The 18,115-nt window shown below is 69.5% G+C and carries 18 protein-coding genes; 6 read left to right on the plus strand and 12 right to left on the minus strand.

Going from position 1 to position 18,115, the window contains the following annotated elements; translation table 11 throughout:
* Window positions 1-4: 4 nt before the first annotated feature.
* From ACIBL3_RS26775 to ACIBL3_RS26790, 4 genes are all read right to left on the minus strand, one after another.
* A complete protein-coding gene (locus tag ACIBL3_RS26775) occupies window positions 5-943 on the minus strand; it encodes a VWA domain-containing protein (RefSeq protein ID WP_396356323.1) in 939 nt (312 codons plus the stop codon).
* Window positions 940-1,884 (minus strand): DUF58 domain-containing protein, encoded by a 945-nt coding sequence (locus tag ACIBL3_RS26780; protein ID WP_396356324.1) that lies wholly within the window; start codon window positions 1,882-1,884, stop codon window positions 940-942. Before ACIBL3_RS26780 ends, ACIBL3_RS26775 begins: the two co-directional genes overlap by 4 nt.
* Window positions 1,885-1,960: 76 nt before the next feature.
* Window positions 1,961-2,971, minus strand: coding sequence for an AAA family ATPase (locus tag ACIBL3_RS26785; protein ID WP_396356326.1), 1,011 nt, complete (start codon window positions 2,969-2,971; stop codon window positions 1,961-1,963).
* Window positions 2,972-3,069: 98 nt separating this feature from the next.
* Complete coding sequence (locus tag ACIBL3_RS26790) at window positions 3,070-3,396, minus strand: hypothetical protein (protein ID WP_396356327.1); 327 nt, start codon at window positions 3,394-3,396, stop codon at window positions 3,070-3,072.
* A gap of 126 nt (window positions 3,397-3,522) precedes the next feature.
* Here ACIBL3_RS26790 and ACIBL3_RS26795 point away from each other — a divergent pair, with 126 nt between their 5' ends.
* From ACIBL3_RS26795 to ACIBL3_RS26805, 3 genes are all read left to right on the plus strand, one after another.
* Window positions 3,523-4,215 (plus strand): response regulator transcription factor, encoded by a 693-nt coding sequence (locus tag ACIBL3_RS26795; RefSeq protein ID WP_396356328.1) that lies wholly within the window; start codon window positions 3,523-3,525, stop codon window positions 4,213-4,215.
* The gene (locus ACIBL3_RS26800; RefSeq protein ID WP_396356330.1) at window positions 4,212-5,471 is read left to right on the plus strand and encodes a sensor histidine kinase; all 1,260 of its coding nucleotides are present in this window, start codon (window positions 4,212-4,214) and stop codon (window positions 5,469-5,471) included. The genes ACIBL3_RS26795 and ACIBL3_RS26800 overlap by 4 nt, the downstream gene beginning before the upstream one ends.
* 145 nt (window positions 5,472-5,616) lie before the next feature.
* The gene (locus tag ACIBL3_RS26805) at window positions 5,617-7,740 is read left to right on the plus strand and encodes a hypothetical protein (RefSeq protein WP_396356331.1); all 2,124 of its coding nucleotides are present in this window, start codon (window positions 5,617-5,619) and stop codon (window positions 7,738-7,740) included.
* Between the two features lie 103 nt (window positions 7,741-7,843).
* Here the strand turns inward: ACIBL3_RS26805 and ACIBL3_RS26810 are convergent, their stop codons facing one another.
* The 7 genes from ACIBL3_RS26810 to ACIBL3_RS26840 form a co-directional block, all read right to left on the minus strand.
* Window positions 7,844-8,245 (minus strand): DUF3592 domain-containing protein, encoded by a 402-nt coding sequence (locus ACIBL3_RS26810; protein WP_396356332.1) that lies wholly within the window; start codon window positions 8,243-8,245, stop codon window positions 7,844-7,846.
* A gap of 38 nt (window positions 8,246-8,283) precedes the next feature.
* Window positions 8,284-8,643 (minus strand): DUF3592 domain-containing protein, encoded by a 360-nt coding sequence (locus ACIBL3_RS26815; RefSeq protein ID WP_396356333.1) that lies wholly within the window; start codon window positions 8,641-8,643, stop codon window positions 8,284-8,286.
* 127 nt (window positions 8,644-8,770) lie between these two features.
* On the minus strand, window positions 8,771-10,201 hold the full coding sequence (xylB, locus tag ACIBL3_RS26820; RefSeq protein ID WP_396356334.1) for a xylulokinase: 1,431 nt from the start codon (window positions 10,199-10,201) through the stop codon (window positions 8,771-8,773).
* 151 nt (window positions 10,202-10,352) lie between these two features.
* Window positions 10,353-11,771, minus strand: a complete 1,419-nt coding sequence (locus ACIBL3_RS26825; RefSeq protein WP_396356335.1) for a mannitol dehydrogenase family protein — start codon at window positions 11,769-11,771, stop codon at window positions 10,353-10,355.
* Between the two features lie 47 nt (window positions 11,772-11,818).
* A complete protein-coding gene (locus tag ACIBL3_RS26830; RefSeq protein ID WP_396356336.1) occupies window positions 11,819-12,664 on the minus strand; it encodes a carbohydrate ABC transporter permease in 846 nt (281 codons plus the stop codon).
* Entirely contained in the window at window positions 12,661-13,614 is a 954-nt protein-coding gene (locus ACIBL3_RS26835) for a carbohydrate ABC transporter permease (protein WP_396356337.1), read from the minus strand. The genes ACIBL3_RS26830 and ACIBL3_RS26835 overlap by 4 nt, the downstream gene beginning before the upstream one ends.
* Before the next feature lie 12 nt (window positions 13,615-13,626).
* The gene (locus ACIBL3_RS26840; protein WP_396356338.1) at window positions 13,627-14,982 is read right to left on the minus strand and encodes an ABC transporter substrate-binding protein; all 1,356 of its coding nucleotides are present in this window, start codon (window positions 14,980-14,982) and stop codon (window positions 13,627-13,629) included.
* Window positions 14,983-15,136: 154 nt separating this feature from the next.
* Between ACIBL3_RS26840 and ACIBL3_RS26845 the strand changes: the two genes are divergently transcribed.
* Together ACIBL3_RS26845 and ACIBL3_RS26850 are read left to right on the plus strand one after the other, a co-directional pair.
* Window positions 15,137-16,093 (plus strand): sugar-binding transcriptional regulator, encoded by a 957-nt coding sequence (locus ACIBL3_RS26845; protein WP_396356339.1) that lies wholly within the window; start codon window positions 15,137-15,139, stop codon window positions 16,091-16,093.
* 6 nt (window positions 16,094-16,099) lie between these two features.
* Window positions 16,100-16,885 carry a phosphotransferase gene (locus ACIBL3_RS26850; protein ID WP_396356340.1) on the plus strand — a complete coding sequence of 262 codons (786 nt, stop codon included), beginning with the start codon at window positions 16,100-16,102 and terminating at the stop codon, window positions 16,883-16,885.
* On the opposite strand, the gene ACIBL3_RS26855 is transcribed toward ACIBL3_RS26850, so the two are convergent.
* Entirely contained in the window at window positions 16,845-17,276 is a 432-nt protein-coding gene (locus tag ACIBL3_RS26855) for a hypothetical protein (protein ID WP_396356341.1), read from the minus strand. The two genes, ACIBL3_RS26850 and ACIBL3_RS26855, sit on opposite strands and share 41 nt — an antisense overlap.
* Window positions 17,277-17,449: 173 nt before the next feature.
* Here ACIBL3_RS26855 and ACIBL3_RS26860 point away from each other — a divergent pair, with 173 nt between their 5' ends.
* Window positions 17,450-18,049: an ATP-binding protein gene (locus tag ACIBL3_RS26860; RefSeq protein ID WP_396356342.1), complete on the plus strand. Its 600-nt coding sequence runs from the start codon at window positions 17,450-17,452 to the stop codon at window positions 18,047-18,049.
* Window positions 18,050-18,115 lie beyond the last annotated feature (66 nt).

Consider the following 18,115-nt stretch of genomic DNA (forward strand, 5'->3'; position numbering starts at 1 on the left):
CTGCTCAGGGCAGACGGGAGAACCAGAGCAGCGAGGCCAGTGCGGCAAGCAGCGCCGTGACCAGGGCGATTCCCGCCACCAGGTTGGTGATCTCGCGTGGTTCGGTGGTCCAGCCGATCGACGACTGCAGGTCGGAGTAGACGTCGCGTAGCTGCTCGTCGCTCTCGGCCTCGTAGAAGTCGCCGTTGGTCGCCTCGGCGAGGCTCTGCAACGCCTCGGTGTCGGCGGGGACCGGGATGTTCCGGCCTTCGAGGTTCACGGTGCCTTCGGGAGTCCCGTACGCGATCGTCGACACCGGCACGCCGGCCTGGACCGCCGCCTCGGCGGCCTCGTCGATCGGGCGGCCGGAGGTGTTGCCGCCGTCGGACAGCAGCACGATCCGGCTGGGCGGCGGGTCGTCCGGGTCGATCGTGCGTACCGCCTGCAGGCTGGTCAGCACGGCCTCACCGATCGCGGTGCTGTCGGTCAGCGTCAGGCTGTTGATCGCGTCCACGGTGGCCTGGTGGTTCGTGCTCGGCGGCGCGACCACGGTCGCGGACCGGGCGAACGAGACCAGGCCGACGTTGAACTTCTCCGGCAGTTCCTCGACGAACTGAACCGCGGCCTGCTTGGCCACCTCGAACCGGTTCGGCGCGACGTCGGTCGCGGCCATCGAGTTGGAGACGTCCATCGCGACCAGCACGGTGGCGCGTTCCCGCGGCACCCGGATATCGGCGACCGGCCGGGCGATCGCGATCGTCAGCACGGTCAGCGCGGCCAGGAACGCCACGGCCGGCGCGTGCCGCCGCCAGCCGGGCCGCGTCGGGGCGACCTTCTCCAGCATGGGGAGGGTCGCGAACCGGACGGCGTACTTGCTGCGGCGTCGCTGGGCCACCAGGTAGGCGGCGACCAGCGCCACCACCAGGCCGAGCAGCAGCAACCACAGCGGTTGCTCGAATCTCATCGGATACCGGTCCTTCCCATCGGGTTCCGGCGGACGCTCGCGCGGCGGCGGGCCGTGGCGAACGCAGCCACGTCGCGGACCCAGTCGGTGTCGGTCCGCAGCACGAGGTGCGCCGCGCCGGCGGCCCGGAGGTCGCGAGCGGTCTGTTCACGTTTGGCTGTCATCACGTCCGCGTACTTGCGCCGCAGTTTCTTGCTGGCCGTCTGCACCTCGCGCCGGCGGCCGGTCTCCGGGTCGACCAGCGTGAGCAGGCCGACCTCGGGGAGCTCGAGCTCGCGCGGGTCGAGCACCTCGACGGCGATCACCTCGTGCCGCGCCGCCAGCCGGCGGAGCGGGTCCGCCCAGGTGTCGTCGTGGAAGTCCGAGACGACCACTCGCAATCCGGGGCGGGGATGCTCGCGGTTGAACCGGGTGATCGCCGTCCCCAGCGCGACCGCGGGATGCTCACCCGGTGTTGCCCTCGGCAACGACAACAGCGTGCGCAGGGTACGGCGAAGTGCTGCCGCGCCACCGACGTCGGGGATCCGGGACAGGTGGTCACCGACGGCGACGCGGACACCGAGCCGGTTGCCGGGCCGGTCGGCGAGCAGGCCCACCGCCCCGACCACGGCGATGGCCAGATCGCGCTTCTCACTCAGCGCGGTACCGAAGTCCATGCTGGCCGATGCGTCGAGCAACGCCCAGGTCTCCAGCTCCCGCTCGGCCAACGGCGACCGGACATGCGGTTCGAGCGAGCGCGCCGTGACGTTCCAGTCCATCCGGCGGACGTCGTCCTGGCCGGCTTGGTACGGCCGTGCCTCGTTCGGCTCGCTGCCCGGTCCGCTTCGCAACCCGGTGATCTCGCCGTGCAGGAACCCTTCCAGCTTCCGTTTGACGGAGAGCTCCAGCGTCCGCAACGCCCGCTCCCGCCCCTTGAGCAGGTCCGGGCCCTGGAGACTCATCCACGTCCTCGCTTCGCTCCGGGCGCGGATGAGGCACGAGTCATACAGTGCTTGATGATGAACTCGCTCTGCTCGTTCATGCTGCCGACCCCTGGACGCCGTCCGAGGGAACGACGTGCGGTTGCTCGACGGCGTGCAGGATGCGCGAGATCACGGCCCGCGGGTCGACTCCGTCGGCGAGTGCGTCGAAGGTGAGGACCAGGCGATGCGACATCACGTCGAGCGCGACGTCGTACACGTCGGCAGGCAGGACGTAGTCCCGACCGCGCAGCAACGCCAGCGCCCGCCCGGCGGCGACCAGGCCCAGCGTGGCCCGCGGGCTCACCCCGAACTCCAGCACGCCTTGCAGGTCGTTGACGCCGTACTGCTGTGGCACCCGGGTCGCATGCACGAGGCGTACGACGTACTCCGCCACCGCGTTGTGGACGAAGACGTCGTCCGTTGCCTCCTGCAACTGAGCGACCTGCTCCGGCGTCAGCACGGCGTTCGCGTGCGGCCGGTGCGCGCTCATCCGCTGCAGGATGGTGAGCTCCTCGAGCGGGCTCGGGTAGTCCACTGTGATCTTCAGCAGGAACCGGTCCCGCTGGGCCTCGGGCAGTGCGTACACGCCGTCGGACTCGATCGGGTTCTGGGTCGCCAGCACCAGGAACGGTTCCGGCAGCTTGTAGCTGCGGCCGCCGATGCTGACCTGGTGCTCGGCCATCGCCTCGAGCAACGCCGACTGCACCTTGGCCGGCGCGCGGTTGATCTCGTCGGCCAGCACCAGGTTGGCGAACACCGGGCCGAGCTCGGTGTCGAACCCCTCCGCCGACGGCCGCCAGATCCGGGTGCCCATGATGTCGCCCGGCACCAGGTCCGGGGTGAACTGCAGCCGGGAGAACTGCCCACCGATCACCTCGGCCAGCGTCCGCACCGCGAGCGTCTTCGCGACGCCCGGCACGCCCTCCAGCAGGCAGTGCCCACGGGCCAGCAGCCCGACCAGCATCCGCTCCACCAGGTGGTCCTGGCCCACCACGACCCGCTTCACCTCGAACAACGCATGCTCCAGCAAAGCCGCCGGAACCCCACCCTCAGTACGTCTTTCCACACCTACCTCCAAGTCACCTGTCCGCCGCACCTGGGCGGGCCTTACCACCCCCCGATCCGGGTGCCTTGCGACACCCGGCTCGGTCGGATTCGGGGTTGTCATGCGTTCTCGGCCGCGTCCGGCTGGGTCTGCTCGGGCTGCGACGGCTGCTCACCCTGCTGGCCCTGACCCTGGTTCTGGCCCTCGTTCTGGCCCTGACCGCCGTTCTTCTCCGGGCAGTCCTGGCCATCACGTCCGGCGCTGCCGCTTCCCGGCGTACCTTCGGCGCCGGTGCCCGGCGACGGCGTCGTCGCGCCGTCCTCGATGGTCACGTAGCCCTGCTCGGGCGCCGGGTCGCCGGTGGTCGCGTAGGCGATCCCGCCGACGCCGAGAGCTGCCGCGGCGACCGCCGTACCGAGGATGAGCCGCTTACCTGGGACGTTCATCAAGAAACTCCTTCGGTCGATTGGCCCCCACCACATCAAAGGAGCCCGAAAACGACCGGAAAGCGGAGCGAAAGTCCACCGAAAGCGCAGGCCTGCCGACCCGGCGCCGGGAGCTACCTTGGTCTCGTGCGACTACTGGTGGTGGAGGACGAGGAAGGCCTGGTCAGCGCGCTGCGCTCCGGACTCGGCCGGGCCGGCTACGCCGTGGACACGGCCACGACCGGCGCCGAGGCGATGGAGAAGCTCGCGACCACGGCGTACGACCTGGCGATCCTGGACATCACCCTGCCGGACACCAGCGGCCTCGACCTGTGCCGCGCCGTACGCCGGGGTGAGATCGAGGTCGCCTCCGGCCGCGAGCTGCGGGTGCTGATGCTGACCGCGCGCGCCTCGCTGGCCGACCGCGTCCGCGGGCTCGACGAGGGTGCCGACGACTACCTGACCAAGCCGTTCGCGCTGGTCGAGCTGCTCGCCCGGATCCGCGCCCTGCTGCGCCGCGACGTCACCAATGGGACGACTCAGCTGCACGTCGGCGACCTGGTGCTCGACTCCTCCCGCCACCTCGCCACCCGGTCCGGCCGCGAGCTCCCGCTGACGTTGAAGGAGTTCGGCGTACTGCGCTACCTCATGTCGCGACCCGGTCACGTCGTCTCCGCCGAGGAACTGCTCGAACACGTCTGGGACGAGAACGCGGACCCCTTCACCCAGAGCGTCCGCGTCACCGTCGGCACCCTCCGCCGCAAACTCACCCAGGAGGGCGAGGAGCCCGTCCTGGAGACCGTGATCGGCCGCGGATACCGCCTCCGAGGTGACTCATGAAACTCAAGCGCCCGCCGTGGACCCAGACGATCCGGTTCCGGCTCACGGTGACCTACTCGGCCGTGCTGATCGCGTTGTCGGCGTTGCTGCTCGGTGGCGTGTACGTCGCCTTGTCGGCGTTCCTGGATCCGAAGCCGCTGAGCCCGATCACGGTGAACAAGGTCTACAAGGATGCCAACGGCAACCTGAAGGTGAAGCCCGGCCACGTGATCGAGGCCGCGGAGATCTCGTCGATCGAGTCCGCGGTCAACTACCAGACGCTGCAGACGCTCCGGAACTATTCGGCCGCGGGCATGGGCGCGCTGCTCCTGGTCAGTCTCGGCACCGGTTGGTGGCTGTCGGGTCGCGCATTGCGCCCGGTACGGCGGATCACCACGACAGCGCAGGAGATCTCGGCCACCGACCTGTCCCGCCGGATCGCCTTGGACGGTCCGCGAGACGAGCTGCGCAACCTGGCCGACACAGTCGACGACATGCTCGGCCGGCTCGAGTCGGCGTTCATGTCGCAGCGGCAACTGGTCGACGACGCGTCGCACGAGCTGCGGAATCCGCTGGCCGTGATCCAGGCGAACGTGGACGCCGTACTCGCGCACGACGACACCCCACCCGAGGACCGGGCCCAGGCCACCGCGATCGTCAGCCGGGCGATCCAGCGGATGACCCGGCTGGTCGAGGATCTGCTCGCGTCGGCCCGGCGTTCGTCACCGGCCTTCGTCGACGCGGACGTGGATCTGGCCGCGATCGCGGGCGAGGCGGCCGAGGAGTACGAGCTGCTCGCGGCCGACCGCGAACTTCACGTCGTACGGCGGCTGTCGCCCGGACCGATCGCGGCCGGGGACGCGTCCGCGCTCCGGCGGGCGGTCGACAACCTGCTCTCCAACGCGGTCCGGCTGGCTCGCGGTGGGAGTGAGCTGGTGCTGGCTGTCGGTAGCCGCAGCGGGTGGGCGTGGATCGCCGTACGCGACGAGGGGCCGGGGATCGCGGCCGAGGACGCCGACCGCGTCTTCGACCGGTTCTTCCGCTCCGGTCAGCGCCAGCCCCCGGCCACGGTCCCGTCGACCGGTCAACGCCGTACCGGCCTCGGTCTGGCCATCGTCCGCCAGATCGCCGAGTCCCACGGCGGCACGGTAGCGCTGCACTCCGAGGTAGGCGTGGGCAGCACCTTCATCCTCTGGCTCCCCGAACGCTCCCTCACCAACACCACCCGCCGAACCCCGATCCCACCCGACGAGGACCCCCTCGGCCCCCGCCTCTGAGTGAGCAGCGGCCGAATTCCGATCCGGTTTCAGTTGTCAATAGCAACTAATGCCGTCGAATCCCGAGACCTGCAACGAATCCACGACCCACTCCACAGGAAGCGCCGGCTTGCGGGTGATCGAATGCTTGTTCTAATATTCTGGAATGAGCGAGCTGGCAGCCACCCAGACCGTCGGTACCAACCCGGTCCCCGACGAAACGGGCCTTTGCGCCGCCGCCGCGGCCGCCAATCTTCCACAGGCCCACGACGGGCCTAGCACAGTCGACCACAGGGCCTTGACCGCCGGGCGCGGCAACGTTGCCGATCTGGACCATTCCGACCGCTGCACGGCGACGCTCTCCATCGCTGAGCGCGTCGGCGCGTGCGTGCACTGCTCGTCCTGGGACTGGATCCCTCCGGACGACGACTTCCCGCCGGAGGACCTCTACTACCCCACGGACCCCGACCTCCCGGGTGGTCCGCCGGTGATTACCGCGCAGGACCACGTGGACGCCGAGCTCGACGAACTGCTGGGGCGCAACCGTCTCTCCCGCGTCGACGACCTGGAGTGGGAGGAATGGCACGGCATCGACCAAGACGACGCCGAGCGAGAGATGCTACGCCGCGACGCGCCGGCCTGGGTGTCCCTGCCACCCGGCGGCGACCTGGCAACTGCCCTGGAAAGCACGCGGCCGCAGGCGATGTCACCGATCGTACTGATCGAACTCGTGAAAGCCGCATCCCGGCTGTCGGGGTGGGTCGAGGCGATCAAGATCACCGCCATGGCCTCGTTCTACCGGCAACGCCAGGCCGAACATGCGGCCTCGCCGCGCCCGTCCCAGGTCGACGCCAGCGGCCGCCCGATCGACCCCGAACGCTCGTGGCACGCCGAGATCGCCTTGGCTCTGGGCCTGTCCAAAGACACCGTCGCCCGCCGCGTCGCCACCGCATTGCGCCTCACCGGCCCATTGCAGTCCACACGTACGGCGTTGAAGTGCGGTGCCCTCACCTGGGGTAAGGCCCTGGCCATTTCCGAGGCCACAGCCGACCTGCCGGATCAGGCCGCACGAGCCGTCGAGGCGCATGTGCTGAAGCGGGCCGCGGCGCAGACCCACAAGAACTTGTTGGAGTCGCTGCGCCGCCAGGTCGCGAAGCACCGCGCGGCGGAGGAAGCCGATGAGCACCACGCCGCTGTCGCCGAGCGCACCTGCAAGATCGTCCCCCTCGCCAACGGCATGGCCGGGCTGTGGATCGTGCACACCGCAGACAAGATCCAGCAGATCTGGGTCACCATCCACGCCATGGCCACCCTCGCCAAACGCCACACCCCCACTAGCGGAGATCCGACAGCGACCGACGCCAGACCCGGACTCGCAACCGCTGATGCCGAACCACCCACAGCACCCCCGCCTGCCCCACCGGGTCAAGGCGACCCCGACCACACCACCACCATCGCCACCGGTGGGGGTGCGACCAGCCACGCCCCGACCACCGAACCACACCCCGCCGGCACAACCGCGACGGCGGACGCCACATCCGATTGCGTGAAGGACGCCCGCACCGCTGAACAGCGCCGCGCCGACGTGGCCGCCGACCTGTTCGAGCACATCCTCCGCAACGGCCTGGACTGGCTCGGCCGCAAACTCCCCGACCAGCACCGCCGCCGCCCACACATCGAGGTCGTAGTCCCTGCCTCGACCCTGCTCGGCCTGGACGACGACCCCGCTGAGTTGATTGGCTACGGACCCATCCCGGCCGGGCTGGCTCGTCGCATCGCCACCGATGGCACCTGGCGACGACTCCTCACCGATCCCGTCAACGGCGCTGTCCTCGAAGCCTCGACCACCCGCCACGACCCCGGCACGCTGGTGACCGAGACCCTCCTCGCCCGCCACCCCGTCTGCGCGTGGCCCGGCTGCAACCGCGCGTCCCGCGACTGCGACCGCGACCACACCACCTCATTCGCCCAAACCGGCACGACCAGCCTCGCCGGGCTCGCGCCGTACTGCGAATATCACCACGTCATCAAAGACACCCCCGCATGGGGCTGGACCAGCACCAGCCATCCCGACGGTTCCATCACCCTGACCACCCCCACCGGTCACCGCTACACAACCGTCCCACTCGCCCGCGGTCCCATCACGCGACCACCCGACACGGGTCCCAGCCTCGGACAATGCCTGCGCAGACCCGGTCCCGGTCCCACGGTCGAACTGTCCCCCCATGAGCTTCGACGCCAGTCGGCCGCCGACGGCCGAACAGCGGCGAGCGATCCCCCGCCGTTCTGATCCGTGCCCGTTGCTGACGCCAGGCCTCGCCATGGCGCGCACACCGACTGGCGGATTTCCGCATGGCGACGTGGCGGAAGGGTTGTCCCAGCACGCGCTCAGCTCACCCTGGTGTGCCCGTTGATCTGTCGGCCTCCGCTGGCCGGCTCCAGAATCTGAAGAGGCTGACGACGAGGACTGCGACAGCCCCGCCGCCGAACGCGATGGCTGGCTCTCGGTAGTCGTACTCCAGGTCGGCGGACTGCACCCGGGTGGGCTTCATCGGGTCGTAGACCACCTGGATCCGCTGCCCGACTTCAGCTTCCGAGTAGTTCTCGGTCGTGGTCTCGACGGTCTGGCCGTCCCTCGTCACGAACCGGATGTCGATCGGCTCGCCGGACCGCGGCGCCGTCTCCTTGTGCAACACGGTCGCCACGACAACCACCCCCCGCCGCTCCAGCGCAAGGTTGTCCGCGACCTCGGAGTAGCCGACTCCGGCCAACATCACAGCCACGAAGACGAACATCACTCCCTCGGGCGCAACCCGCCACCGCCTGCCCGCGATCATCGGCGCCACAGCCGGTTGAGTCCGTAGCCGAGGAAGAGGACGGTTCCGGCGCCAAAGATGGCGGCTGGGATCCAGTAGTCGAAGCCCCAGTCGGCGGCCTGCATGCGGCTGGGGTCCTCGCGGTCGTAGACGACGTCGATCGTCCGCCCCACCTCGGCGTCCACGTAGTTGGCGGTCTCGCCGGTGACGGTCTCGCCCGCGCGCGTCACGAACCGCACCTCGATGCGTGCGGTCCGGAAACCGTACTCGTCGAGAACAGTCGCCTGGACGACCTCACCGCGATGCTGCAGCCAGTACAGGTCCTCCAGTTCGCCGTAGCCGAAACCTGCGACCGCCACGGCCGCGACCAGGCACATGACACCTTCGAGCTCGAAGCGCCAGCGCCGTGGCGTCCTTGGCCTGCGATCGCGGGGTCGGGCCCGCCGGGCCGCGCCGCCTGCTTTTGTCACGCCCGGTACGACGTGCGCGTGGGTCCGTCCGCTCCTAGCGGTTGTACGGCTTGGAGAGGACGGGCTCGGTGTTGGTGAGGACGTGGGCGTAGAGGCTGCGGATCTTGGTGGCTTCGGCGTCGGTGAGGATGGAGGGCTCGGGTTTGCCGGTGGGGACGGGCCAGGTGGGTGGGGTGTCGGCGCCGGCTAGGGCCCAGGCGGCTTGGCGGGCGGCCCCGAGGGCGACGTACTCGGCTGGTTCGGGGAGGACGACCTCGGCGCCGAGCAGGGCCGGGGCGAGGGCCTGGACGGCACGAGAGCGGGCGGCGCCGCCGAGCAGGAGGATGCGGCGGACCGGGAGGCCCTGCGCGCGGAGGGCGTCGACCGCGTCGGCCAGCCCGCACAGCAGGCCTTCGACCGCGGCGCGTGCCATCGTGGCCGGCTTGGCGGTGGCGCGCGTGAGGCCGTAAATCAGACCGGTCGAGTGCGGGAGGTCCGGCGTACGCTCGCCGTCCAGGTACGGCAGCAGGACCAGACCGTCACTGCCCGAGGAGTTGAGGGCGGCATCGTTGAACGTCTCGAGATCCATGCCGAGCAACTCGGCGGTGGCCGAAAGCACGCGGGCGGCGTTCAGCGTGCAGACCAGCGGCAGGTAGTCGCCGGTGGCACCAGCGAAGCCGGCGACCAGTCCGGACGGGTCGGCGGTCGGGTTGGCGGACCGCGCGAACGCCGTACCGCTCGTCCCCAACGAGACGGCGACGTCACCAGGCTCCAGCCCGAGGCCGAGCGCCGCCGCCATGTTGTCGCCCGTGCCCGCCGCGAGCGCGGCGCCGGACGCGGTGTGGCCAACGATCTCGGCCGGTCCGGCGACCCGCGGCAACTCCAGGGAGCGCCCGAAGGCGAGCTCGACCAGGTCGGCGCGGTAGCTGTTGGTGGCCGGTGACCACCAGCCCGTCCCTGAGGCGTCGCCCCGGTCCGTGGTGATGCCCCCGATCCCCTGGCGGTCGGCCGCGAGCCGGTGCGTCATCCAGTCATGCGGCAGTACGACGGCAGCCGCCCGGCCGGCCGCCTCCGGGGCAGCCCCGCGCACCCACCGCAGCTTGGTCACCGTGAAACTCGGCACCGGCACCGAACCAACCGCGTCGGCCCACGCACCGGGCCCACCGAGCTCGGAGACCAACTCGGCGGTCGCGTCAGCCGAGGAGGTGTCGTTCCACAGCACTGCGGGGTGGACGACCGCACCGGCCTCGTCCAGCAGGACCATGCCGTGCTGCTGACCGCCGATCGAGATCGCCTCGACCCCGTCGAGCAACCCGTCCGACGCGATCTCCCAGGCCCGCCACCACTCGGCCGGATCCACCTGGGTCGCGTCCGGATGCGGTGCGCGGCCTTCCCGCAGGACCGCTCCGGTCTCGGCATCGCACACGACGACCTTGGTCGCCTGGGTGGAGCAGTCCACACCGGCAACAAGCCTTGATTCACTCATGGTCGGCCTTCCTCGTGAGCGCGGGAAACCCACCCTAGCCGCCCGCGCCGGACGCCGTACGGCGTTGTCCACAAGCGGCACCCGCAGCCGGACCGGGTGGTGGCTGCGGGTGCCGCGCCCGGACCCAGCAGGGGTCGGGCATCGGGAGGGGTCAGCTGCGTGCCTCGAGAGTCGCGCGGGCGCCGTACTCGTGCAGAGACTTCAGCGCCGCGGTGTACTGCGAGACGAATCGGTCGTCGGACGCCAGCTCGCCGAACAGGTCCGGATCGGAGATGAAGACCAGCGGGTCCTCGTGGTTGTGCTGGGCCCGTTCGATCAGCTTGTCGCGCAGCCGGTCGACCACCTCGATCGGCTGCCCCTGCTCGTCGACGGCCTCGGCGTACCGGGCCCAGGAGGCCACGACCAGCACCGACCGCTCGATCTCGCGGTCGGCCGCCAACTGCTCCCGGACGACGGGCAGCAGCCACTTCGGGATCCGGTCGGAGCTCTCCGCACACAGCCGCGCCAGCGTGTCCCGCACCTCCGGGTTCGCGAACCGCTCGATCAGCTGGTGCTTGTAGCGGTCGAGGTCGACCCCGGGCACCGGCGGCAGGGTCGGCGTACCTTCGACGTCCATGTAGCCGAGCAGGAAGTCGACGAACAGCTTGTCCTGGCACACCTCGTGCGCGTAGCGGTAGCCGGCCAGATACCCGAGGTAGCAGAGCGCCTGGTGGCTCGCGTTCAGCAGCCGCAGCTTCATCAGCTCGTACGGCTCGACGTCGTCGACGATCTGGACGCCGACATCCTCGTACGGCGGCCGGTCGCCACCGAAGTCGTCCTCGAGCACCCACTGCGTGAACGGCTCGCACACCACCGGCCAGCCGTCCTCGATCCCGAACCGCTGCGCCAGCGCCTCCCGATCGGCGTCCGCGGTAACCGGCGTGATCCGGTCCACCATGCAGTTCGGGAACCGCACCTCGGTCTCGAGGAACTCGGCGATCTCGGGATCCTTCAATCGGGCAAACGAAGCCAGCATCTTGCGCGCCACGTGCCCGTTCCCAGGGATGTTGTCGCACGACATCACCGTGAACGGCGGTACCCCCGCCGCCCGCCGCCGCGCCAGCGCCTCGACGATGAAGCCGAACGCGCTCCCTGGGATCGCCCCCGGCTCCAGGTCGGCGGCGAGCGCCGGGTCGGAGGTGTCCAGCTCCCCGGTCACCTGGTTGACGTGGTACCCGCCCTCGGTGATCGTCAGCGAGACGATCCGGGTCGCCGGGTCGACGAGCCGATCGAGCACGGCGGATTGGTCGTCCGGCGCGAACAGGTAGCCGACGATCGACCCGATCACCCGGGGCTCGAGCGTCCCGTCCGGGTGCTTGATCACCAGCGTGTACAGGTGGTCCTGGGCCGACAGGACGTCGTACATCCGCCGGTCGTGCGGGAGCACGCCGACGCCGACGATGCCCCAGTCCAGCGCCTTGCCGTCGGTCATCAGCCGGTCGAGGTACATCGCCTGGTGGGCCCGGTGGAAACCGCCGACCCCGAAGTGCACGATGCCCGGGCGGACCGCCGTACGATCGTAGCCCGGCACCGCCACCTCGTTGCCGAGAGCACCTAAAGCGTCCGTGGTCAGCAGGGTCACTTGACCGCCCCCAGCGACAGGCCCTGGACGAGCTTGTCCTGGGCGGCGAACCCGGCGATCAGCACCGGCAGCGACACCACGATGGACGCGGCACAGACTTTGGCGAGGAACAATCCTTGACTGGTCACGAACCCAGTCAAGAACACCGGCGCCGTCTGCGCCACCGTGCCGGTCAGCACCCGGGCGAACAGCAACTCGTTCCAGCTGAAGATGAAGCAGATCAGCGCCGCCGACGCGATCCCCGGCGTCACCACGGGCGCGACCACCGACCGCAGCGTCCGGGTCAGGTTGGCGCCGTCGACCGACGCGGCTTCGAGGATCTCCACCGGCACCTCGGACAGGAAGCTGCGCAGCATCCAGACCGCGATCGGCAGGTTCATCGAGGTGTAGAGGATGATCAGCAGCCAGATGTTGTCCAGGAAGTTGACCGACTGGGCGAACAGGTAGATCGGCAGCAGGCCGGCCACCACCGGCAGCATCTTGGTGGACAGGAAGAAGAACAGCACGTCGGTCCACTTGCGCACCGGCCGGATCGACAACGCGTACGCCGCCGGGAACGCGAGCAGGATCACCAGCACCGTGGACAGGATGCTCGCGGTCAGCGAGTTGAGCAGCGACGGCCAAGGTCCGGTGTCGAAGAACGACCGGTAGCCGTCCAGCGTCAGTGGCGCCGCGAGGTCCGGCGGGTTCTTCGCCGCGTCCTCCTCGGAGTGGAACGACGTCAGCAGCATCCACAGCACCGGCAGCACGAACAGGATCCCGACGATCCAGGCCAGCCCGCTCAGCGCCCACCCGCCACCGCGACGCTGATGTCCCTTGACCATAGTCACCTGGCCGCTCATCGCCCGGTCTCCTCTCGGAACAGCGTGGACACCGACCGCAGCGCGAGCGTCGCGATCACGATGGTGCCGATCACCACGATCACGCCGGCCGCGGAGGCCCGGCCGTAGTCGTGCGCGGTGTAGAAGGTCTGGTAGATCGTGTAGGGCAGGTTCGCCGTACCGAGGCCGCCGGAGGTGATGGTGAAGACGGCGTCGAAGTTCTGTACGACGTAGATCGAGCCGAGCAATGCGGACAGCTCCAGGTACTGGCGCAGGTGCGGCAGCGTCATGTAGCGGAAGATCTCCCACTGGTTCGCGCCGTCGATCCCGGCGGCCTCGATCACGTCCAGCGGACGGCTCTGCAGCCCGGCCAGCAGGATCAGCATCATGAACGGCGTCCACTGCCAGACCAGCGCGAAGATGATCGACCACAACGGCTGGTTGCTGATCCAGTCCGGCTGCGGCGCGTTCTCCCCGAACAGCCACTTCAGCACCCCGTTGAACAGCCCGTAAGTCGGGTTGTAGAGCGCGTGCTTCCACAGCAGCGCCGCGGCCACCGGTACGACGAGGAACGGCGTGATCATCATCGTCCGGACCGCGCCGCGACCGCGGAACTTCCGGTCCAGCAGCAACGCGATCGCGAGCCCGAGCACCAGGCTGATCAGCACGACACCCGCGGTCAGCACGATCGTCACCCAGATCGCGTGCCGGGTGTTCGCGTCGGTCAGCACCCGGCGGAAGTTGTCGACGCCGGCGAACCCGCGCTCGTCGGGGTAGTAGGCGTTCCAGTCCATGAAGGACACGATGATCGTGACCACGAACGGCAGCTGGGTCACGATGATCATGAACACCAGCGCGGGCATCAGCGGCGCCCGCCGGGCCCAGTCGCCGGCCTTGCGCATCATCGTGCCTTCGGAGCCGGGCGGCGCCGCGGCGTCACGACCGGGCCGGGTCTTCGTCTCGACTGACATGACCAGCTCCCCTCACTTCGCTTCGCGCGAGCGATAGCGCTCGGCGACGTCGTCGGCGAGCTCCTGCCCGCGATCCAGCGCTTCGTCCACACTCATCCGCCCGGCGATCGCCGAGCTCACGTCCTGGCTGACCTGGGTGCCGAGATCCGGGAACTCCGGGATGTCGACGAACTGGATCCCGATCGCCGGCCGCGGCTGGGTGCCCGGGTTGCGCGGGTCGGCGGTCTCGATCGCCTGCCGAGTCGGCTCCGCGAAGGCACCGGCCTCCTTGACGTACTGCGCGTTCTGGTACGTCGACGCCCGCTTGCCGGCCGGGACGCGGGACCAGCCGAGCTGCTCGCCGACGAGCTGCTCGTAGTCCTTGCCGGACGCCCAGGAGATGAACTTCCAGGCGTTGTCCTTCTTCTTGCTGGCCTCCTGGATGCCCCAGGCCCACGCGTACAGCCAGCCCGAGCTGTCGGTCTTCACCACCGGCGCGGGGGCGTAGCCCATCTTGCCCTTGACCGGTGAGTTCGGCGCCTCGAGTGATCCGGCTGCCGAGGTGGCGTCGTACCACATCGCGACGTTGCTCTGGATGGTGTTGTTCAGGCATTCGGTGAACCCGGCCTGCGGTGCGCCGAGCTCGCCGTGCGCCCGGACCAGGTCGACGTAGAAGTTGGTCGCCTCCTTGAACTCCGGCGCGTCCACCTTCGCCTGCCAGTCCTCGGTGAACCAGGTGCCGCCGAAGGTGTTCACCACGGTGGTCAACGGCGCGAACAGCTGGCCCCAACCGGGCTGGCCGCGCAGGCAGATCCCGCGCATCCCGGGCTGGGCGTTGTCCACCTTGGCCGCGATGTCCGCGACCTCCTGCCAGGTCGGCTTGGCCGGCATCGTGAGGCCCTTCGAGGCCAGCACGTCCTTGCGGTACATCAGGAACGACGACTCGCCGTAGAACGGTTCGCCGTAGATCTTGCCGTCCTCACCGGACAGCGACTCGGTCATCGGCTTCAGCACGTCGTCCTGGTCGAAGGACGGGTCGTTCGCGATGTAGTCCGAGAGCGGCGCGATCCACTTGCTGGTCGCGTAGATCGGGATCTCGAAGTTGCTCAGCGAGGCCACGTCGTACTGGCCGGCCTGGCTGGAGAACTCCTGGCTGATCTTGTCCCGGACGTCGTTCTCCGGCAGCACGGTGAAGTTGACCTTGATCCCGGTCTCTTTGGTGAAGTGGTCGGCGGTCAGTTTCTGCAGGTCGACCATCTGCGGGTTGTTCACCATCAGCACGTTGATGCTGTCGGCCCCGCCGCCGCCCGCACCGCCGCCCCACCCGGCACAGCCGCTGACCGCACTCACCAGGAATGCGATCGCGACCACCATCAGCCGTTTCCGCACGAGCCGCTCCTTCGCTGTCGAGGGGATGCTCATTTGAGCAGGAGGCTGCTCACTCCAGAAGTGAACCGGGAAGGGCCTTGACCTGTCAAGGGTCTGTGCAACACTAGGGCGCAGACATGCTCATATGAGCGGGCTGCAGAGGCGGGGAGGCTTCATGGAGTCGAGCAGCACCTTCGGACCGGCTCAGCTGGTGCTGACGGCGTCGATCGCGCGCCGCTACTACGTCGACGGGCGGTCGAAGGTGGAGATCGCCGACGAGTTCCGGCTGAGCCGGTTCAAGGTGGCCCGGCTGCTGGACCAGGCGCGCAACAGCGGCCTGGTGCGGATCGAGATCAGCCACCCGGGGGCGATCGACATCGACCTGTCCGCCCGGCTGCAGGAGACGCTGGGCCTGCGCCGCGCAATCGTGGTCGACACCCCCGAGGAGGACCCGGCCGCGCTCCGGCTCCAGCTCGGCAAGGCGGCCGCGGACCTGCTCTCCGAGATCGTCACCGCCGAGGATGTCCTGGGGCTCGCCTGGGCCCGCGCGGTCACCGCGATGACCGAACAACTGACGACGCTCGCGCGGGTTCCCGTCGTACAACTCACCGGTGCACTCACCCGGCCGGACGTCGAGGCGAACTCGGTGGAGCTCGTGCGGCACACGGCCCGGCTCTCCGGCGGACCGGCGTACCTCTTCTACGCGCCGCTCGTGGTGCCGGACGCCGCCACCGCGCGGGCGTTGCGGCAGCAGCCGGAGGTGGCCGAGGCGATCAGCCACTTCGACTCGGTGACCAAGGCCGTGGTCGGGCTCGGGTCCTGGGCGGCCGGCCAGTCGACCCTGTACGACGCGATGGACGAGAAGGCCTGTGACCAACTGCTGAAGCGGGGCGTGGTCGCGGACATCTCCGGGGTGTTCGTGGACGCGGACGGGCAGCCGGTGCACAGCCGGGTGACCGACCGGGTGGTCGCGATCAACGCCGAGCAGATGAATGCCATCGACGAGGTGATCGCGATCCCGTACGGCCTGGCGAAGGTCGACGCGGTCCGGGCCGCGATCCGCAGCGGCCTGGTCAACGGGATCGTTACCCACTCACCCCTGGCGAAAGCGCTGCTGGACGAGACACACTGACGCCCGATGTCCGAGGTCGAGACCCTCCTGCTCGGCGGTACCGCCAACCGTGGGCTCGTGGTGCGCGTGGGCGACACCGTACGGCGGCCCCTGCGCGCGAGCAGCACCGCCACGCACGCGCTGCTCGAGCACCTGGAGAGCGTGGGCTTCACCGGTGCGCCGACCTTCCTGGGGGTGGATTCCCAGCAACGCGAGGTGCTGTCCTACCTGCCGGGCGAGACGGTGACTCAGCCGTACCCGGCCTGGTCGATGACCGATGCGGCACTCGACAGCGTGGCCCGACTGCTTCGCGAGTACCACCACGCGGTCGCGGGTTTCGCGCCGTCTGGCCTGGACTGGGCCGAGCCGGTGCCGGCGGAGTACGTCGAGGATCTCGTCAGTCACAACGATCCGAACCTGGACAACGTGGTGTTCCGGGACGGGGTGGCGATTGCCCTGATCGACTTCGACCTGGCCGGGCCTGGCTCCGCGCTGTGGGACGTGGCCACCGCCGTCCGGCTGTGGGCACCCCTGCGACCCGAGGCCGACATCGCCGACGTACGACGAGGCCGCACACTGACACGCCTCCGGCGCTTCGCCGATGCATACGGCCTGGACGAGGCCGACCGCGCTCGCCTGATCGACGCCACCGCCCGCAACCACGTCTGGTGCATGGACTACGTCCGCCGCGGCTCCGAAACCGGCCACCCGTGGTTCCACCAACGCTGGACCACCGGCGAAGCAGCCCTGACCGACCGCACCAACCACTGGTTCAAGACCCAGGCGACCGCCCTCCGTCACGCCCTGCAGTGATCTCCAACTCGGCCTCGGCGATCCCTTCGTAGTACTTCTCCTGCAGCCTTCGCACGAAATGCGGCAAGAAGACGGCTGGCCCGGTCGGCCAAATCGGCATGTCTTGGCCGCTGAGCGCCGCCACCACGATCCCCGCGACAGTCAGTCCGCCCAGGACCAGCCAGCCGTTCCGGCAGATCCAGGGACCGTCATCGGCGATGATCCCCCAGCGAGTCACCGCACCTACGGCCAGCAACAGCGCCGACAGCGCATCCACGACCGCCGTCGCGGGAATAGGCCAGCCGTGCACTCCGCCGTACGCACCCCAGTGCTGGAGCACGGCCACGGACGACAACCCCAGACAGATCGCGACGAAGGCGTACACCAGGGCGCCCAGTTTCAGCTTCGGCACATCGGCTCCTCGGAGGTGGCTCTGGTCGGTTATCGCGCGGAGAGGCTCGGCTGTTACCGCGGACCGGACAACAGGACGTAGGCGTGCACGTATATGCCTTGGCGCCGCCTGTCGGGGTCGCTGGCTAGCCTCCCGAAGGCACTACCTCCTGTTCTTCGGTACACAATGAGCCGGTGAGTGCGCGTGTGGTGTTGCTGGCGGGGCCTTCGGGGACGGGGAAGTCGCATCTGGCCGAGTTGGTCGGGCTGCCCGTCGTACGCCTGGACGACTTCTACCGCGACGGCGACGACGAGGCGATGCCGCGCTCACCACTCGGAATCGTGGACTGGGACGACCCGCGGTCGTGGGACGGCGAGCGGGCCGTCGCAGCCCTGGAGACCCTGTGTACGGCGGGTGTCGCCGACCTCCCCATCTACGACATCGCGGCCGACGGGACGGTCGGGCACCGACCGGTTTCCAGCGCGGGATCCCCGCTGATCATTGCCGAGGGCATCTTCGCCGACCAGATCGTCGGAGCGCTGCGGGACCGCGGGCTGCTCGCCGCCGCGATCTGCGTCCGGCACCATCGGCTCGTCACCTTCGTCCGGCGGTTCCAGCGCGACCTGCGAGAGCACCGGAAGCCACCGCTCACGCTGCTACGCCGCGGTCTGCTGCTGCTCCGTGACGACCCGCAGGTGGTCCGCCGCTGCCTGGACGCGGGCTGTGAACCCCTGCACCCGAAGGCGGCCCGGCGCCGGATCGAGGCGCTTCTCACGGAGGCGCGCTCCCGCTGATTCGCAGTCCGTTCGCCCGGAGTTCACCTTGGTCTGATGGCATCTCGCCCGAAAGCCTTCTGATGA

The organism is Kribbella sp. NPDC050124, from assembly GCF_044460355.1.
In the GTDB taxonomy this organism is placed as follows: Bacteria; Actinomycetota; Actinomycetes; order Propionibacteriales; family Kribbellaceae; genus Kribbella.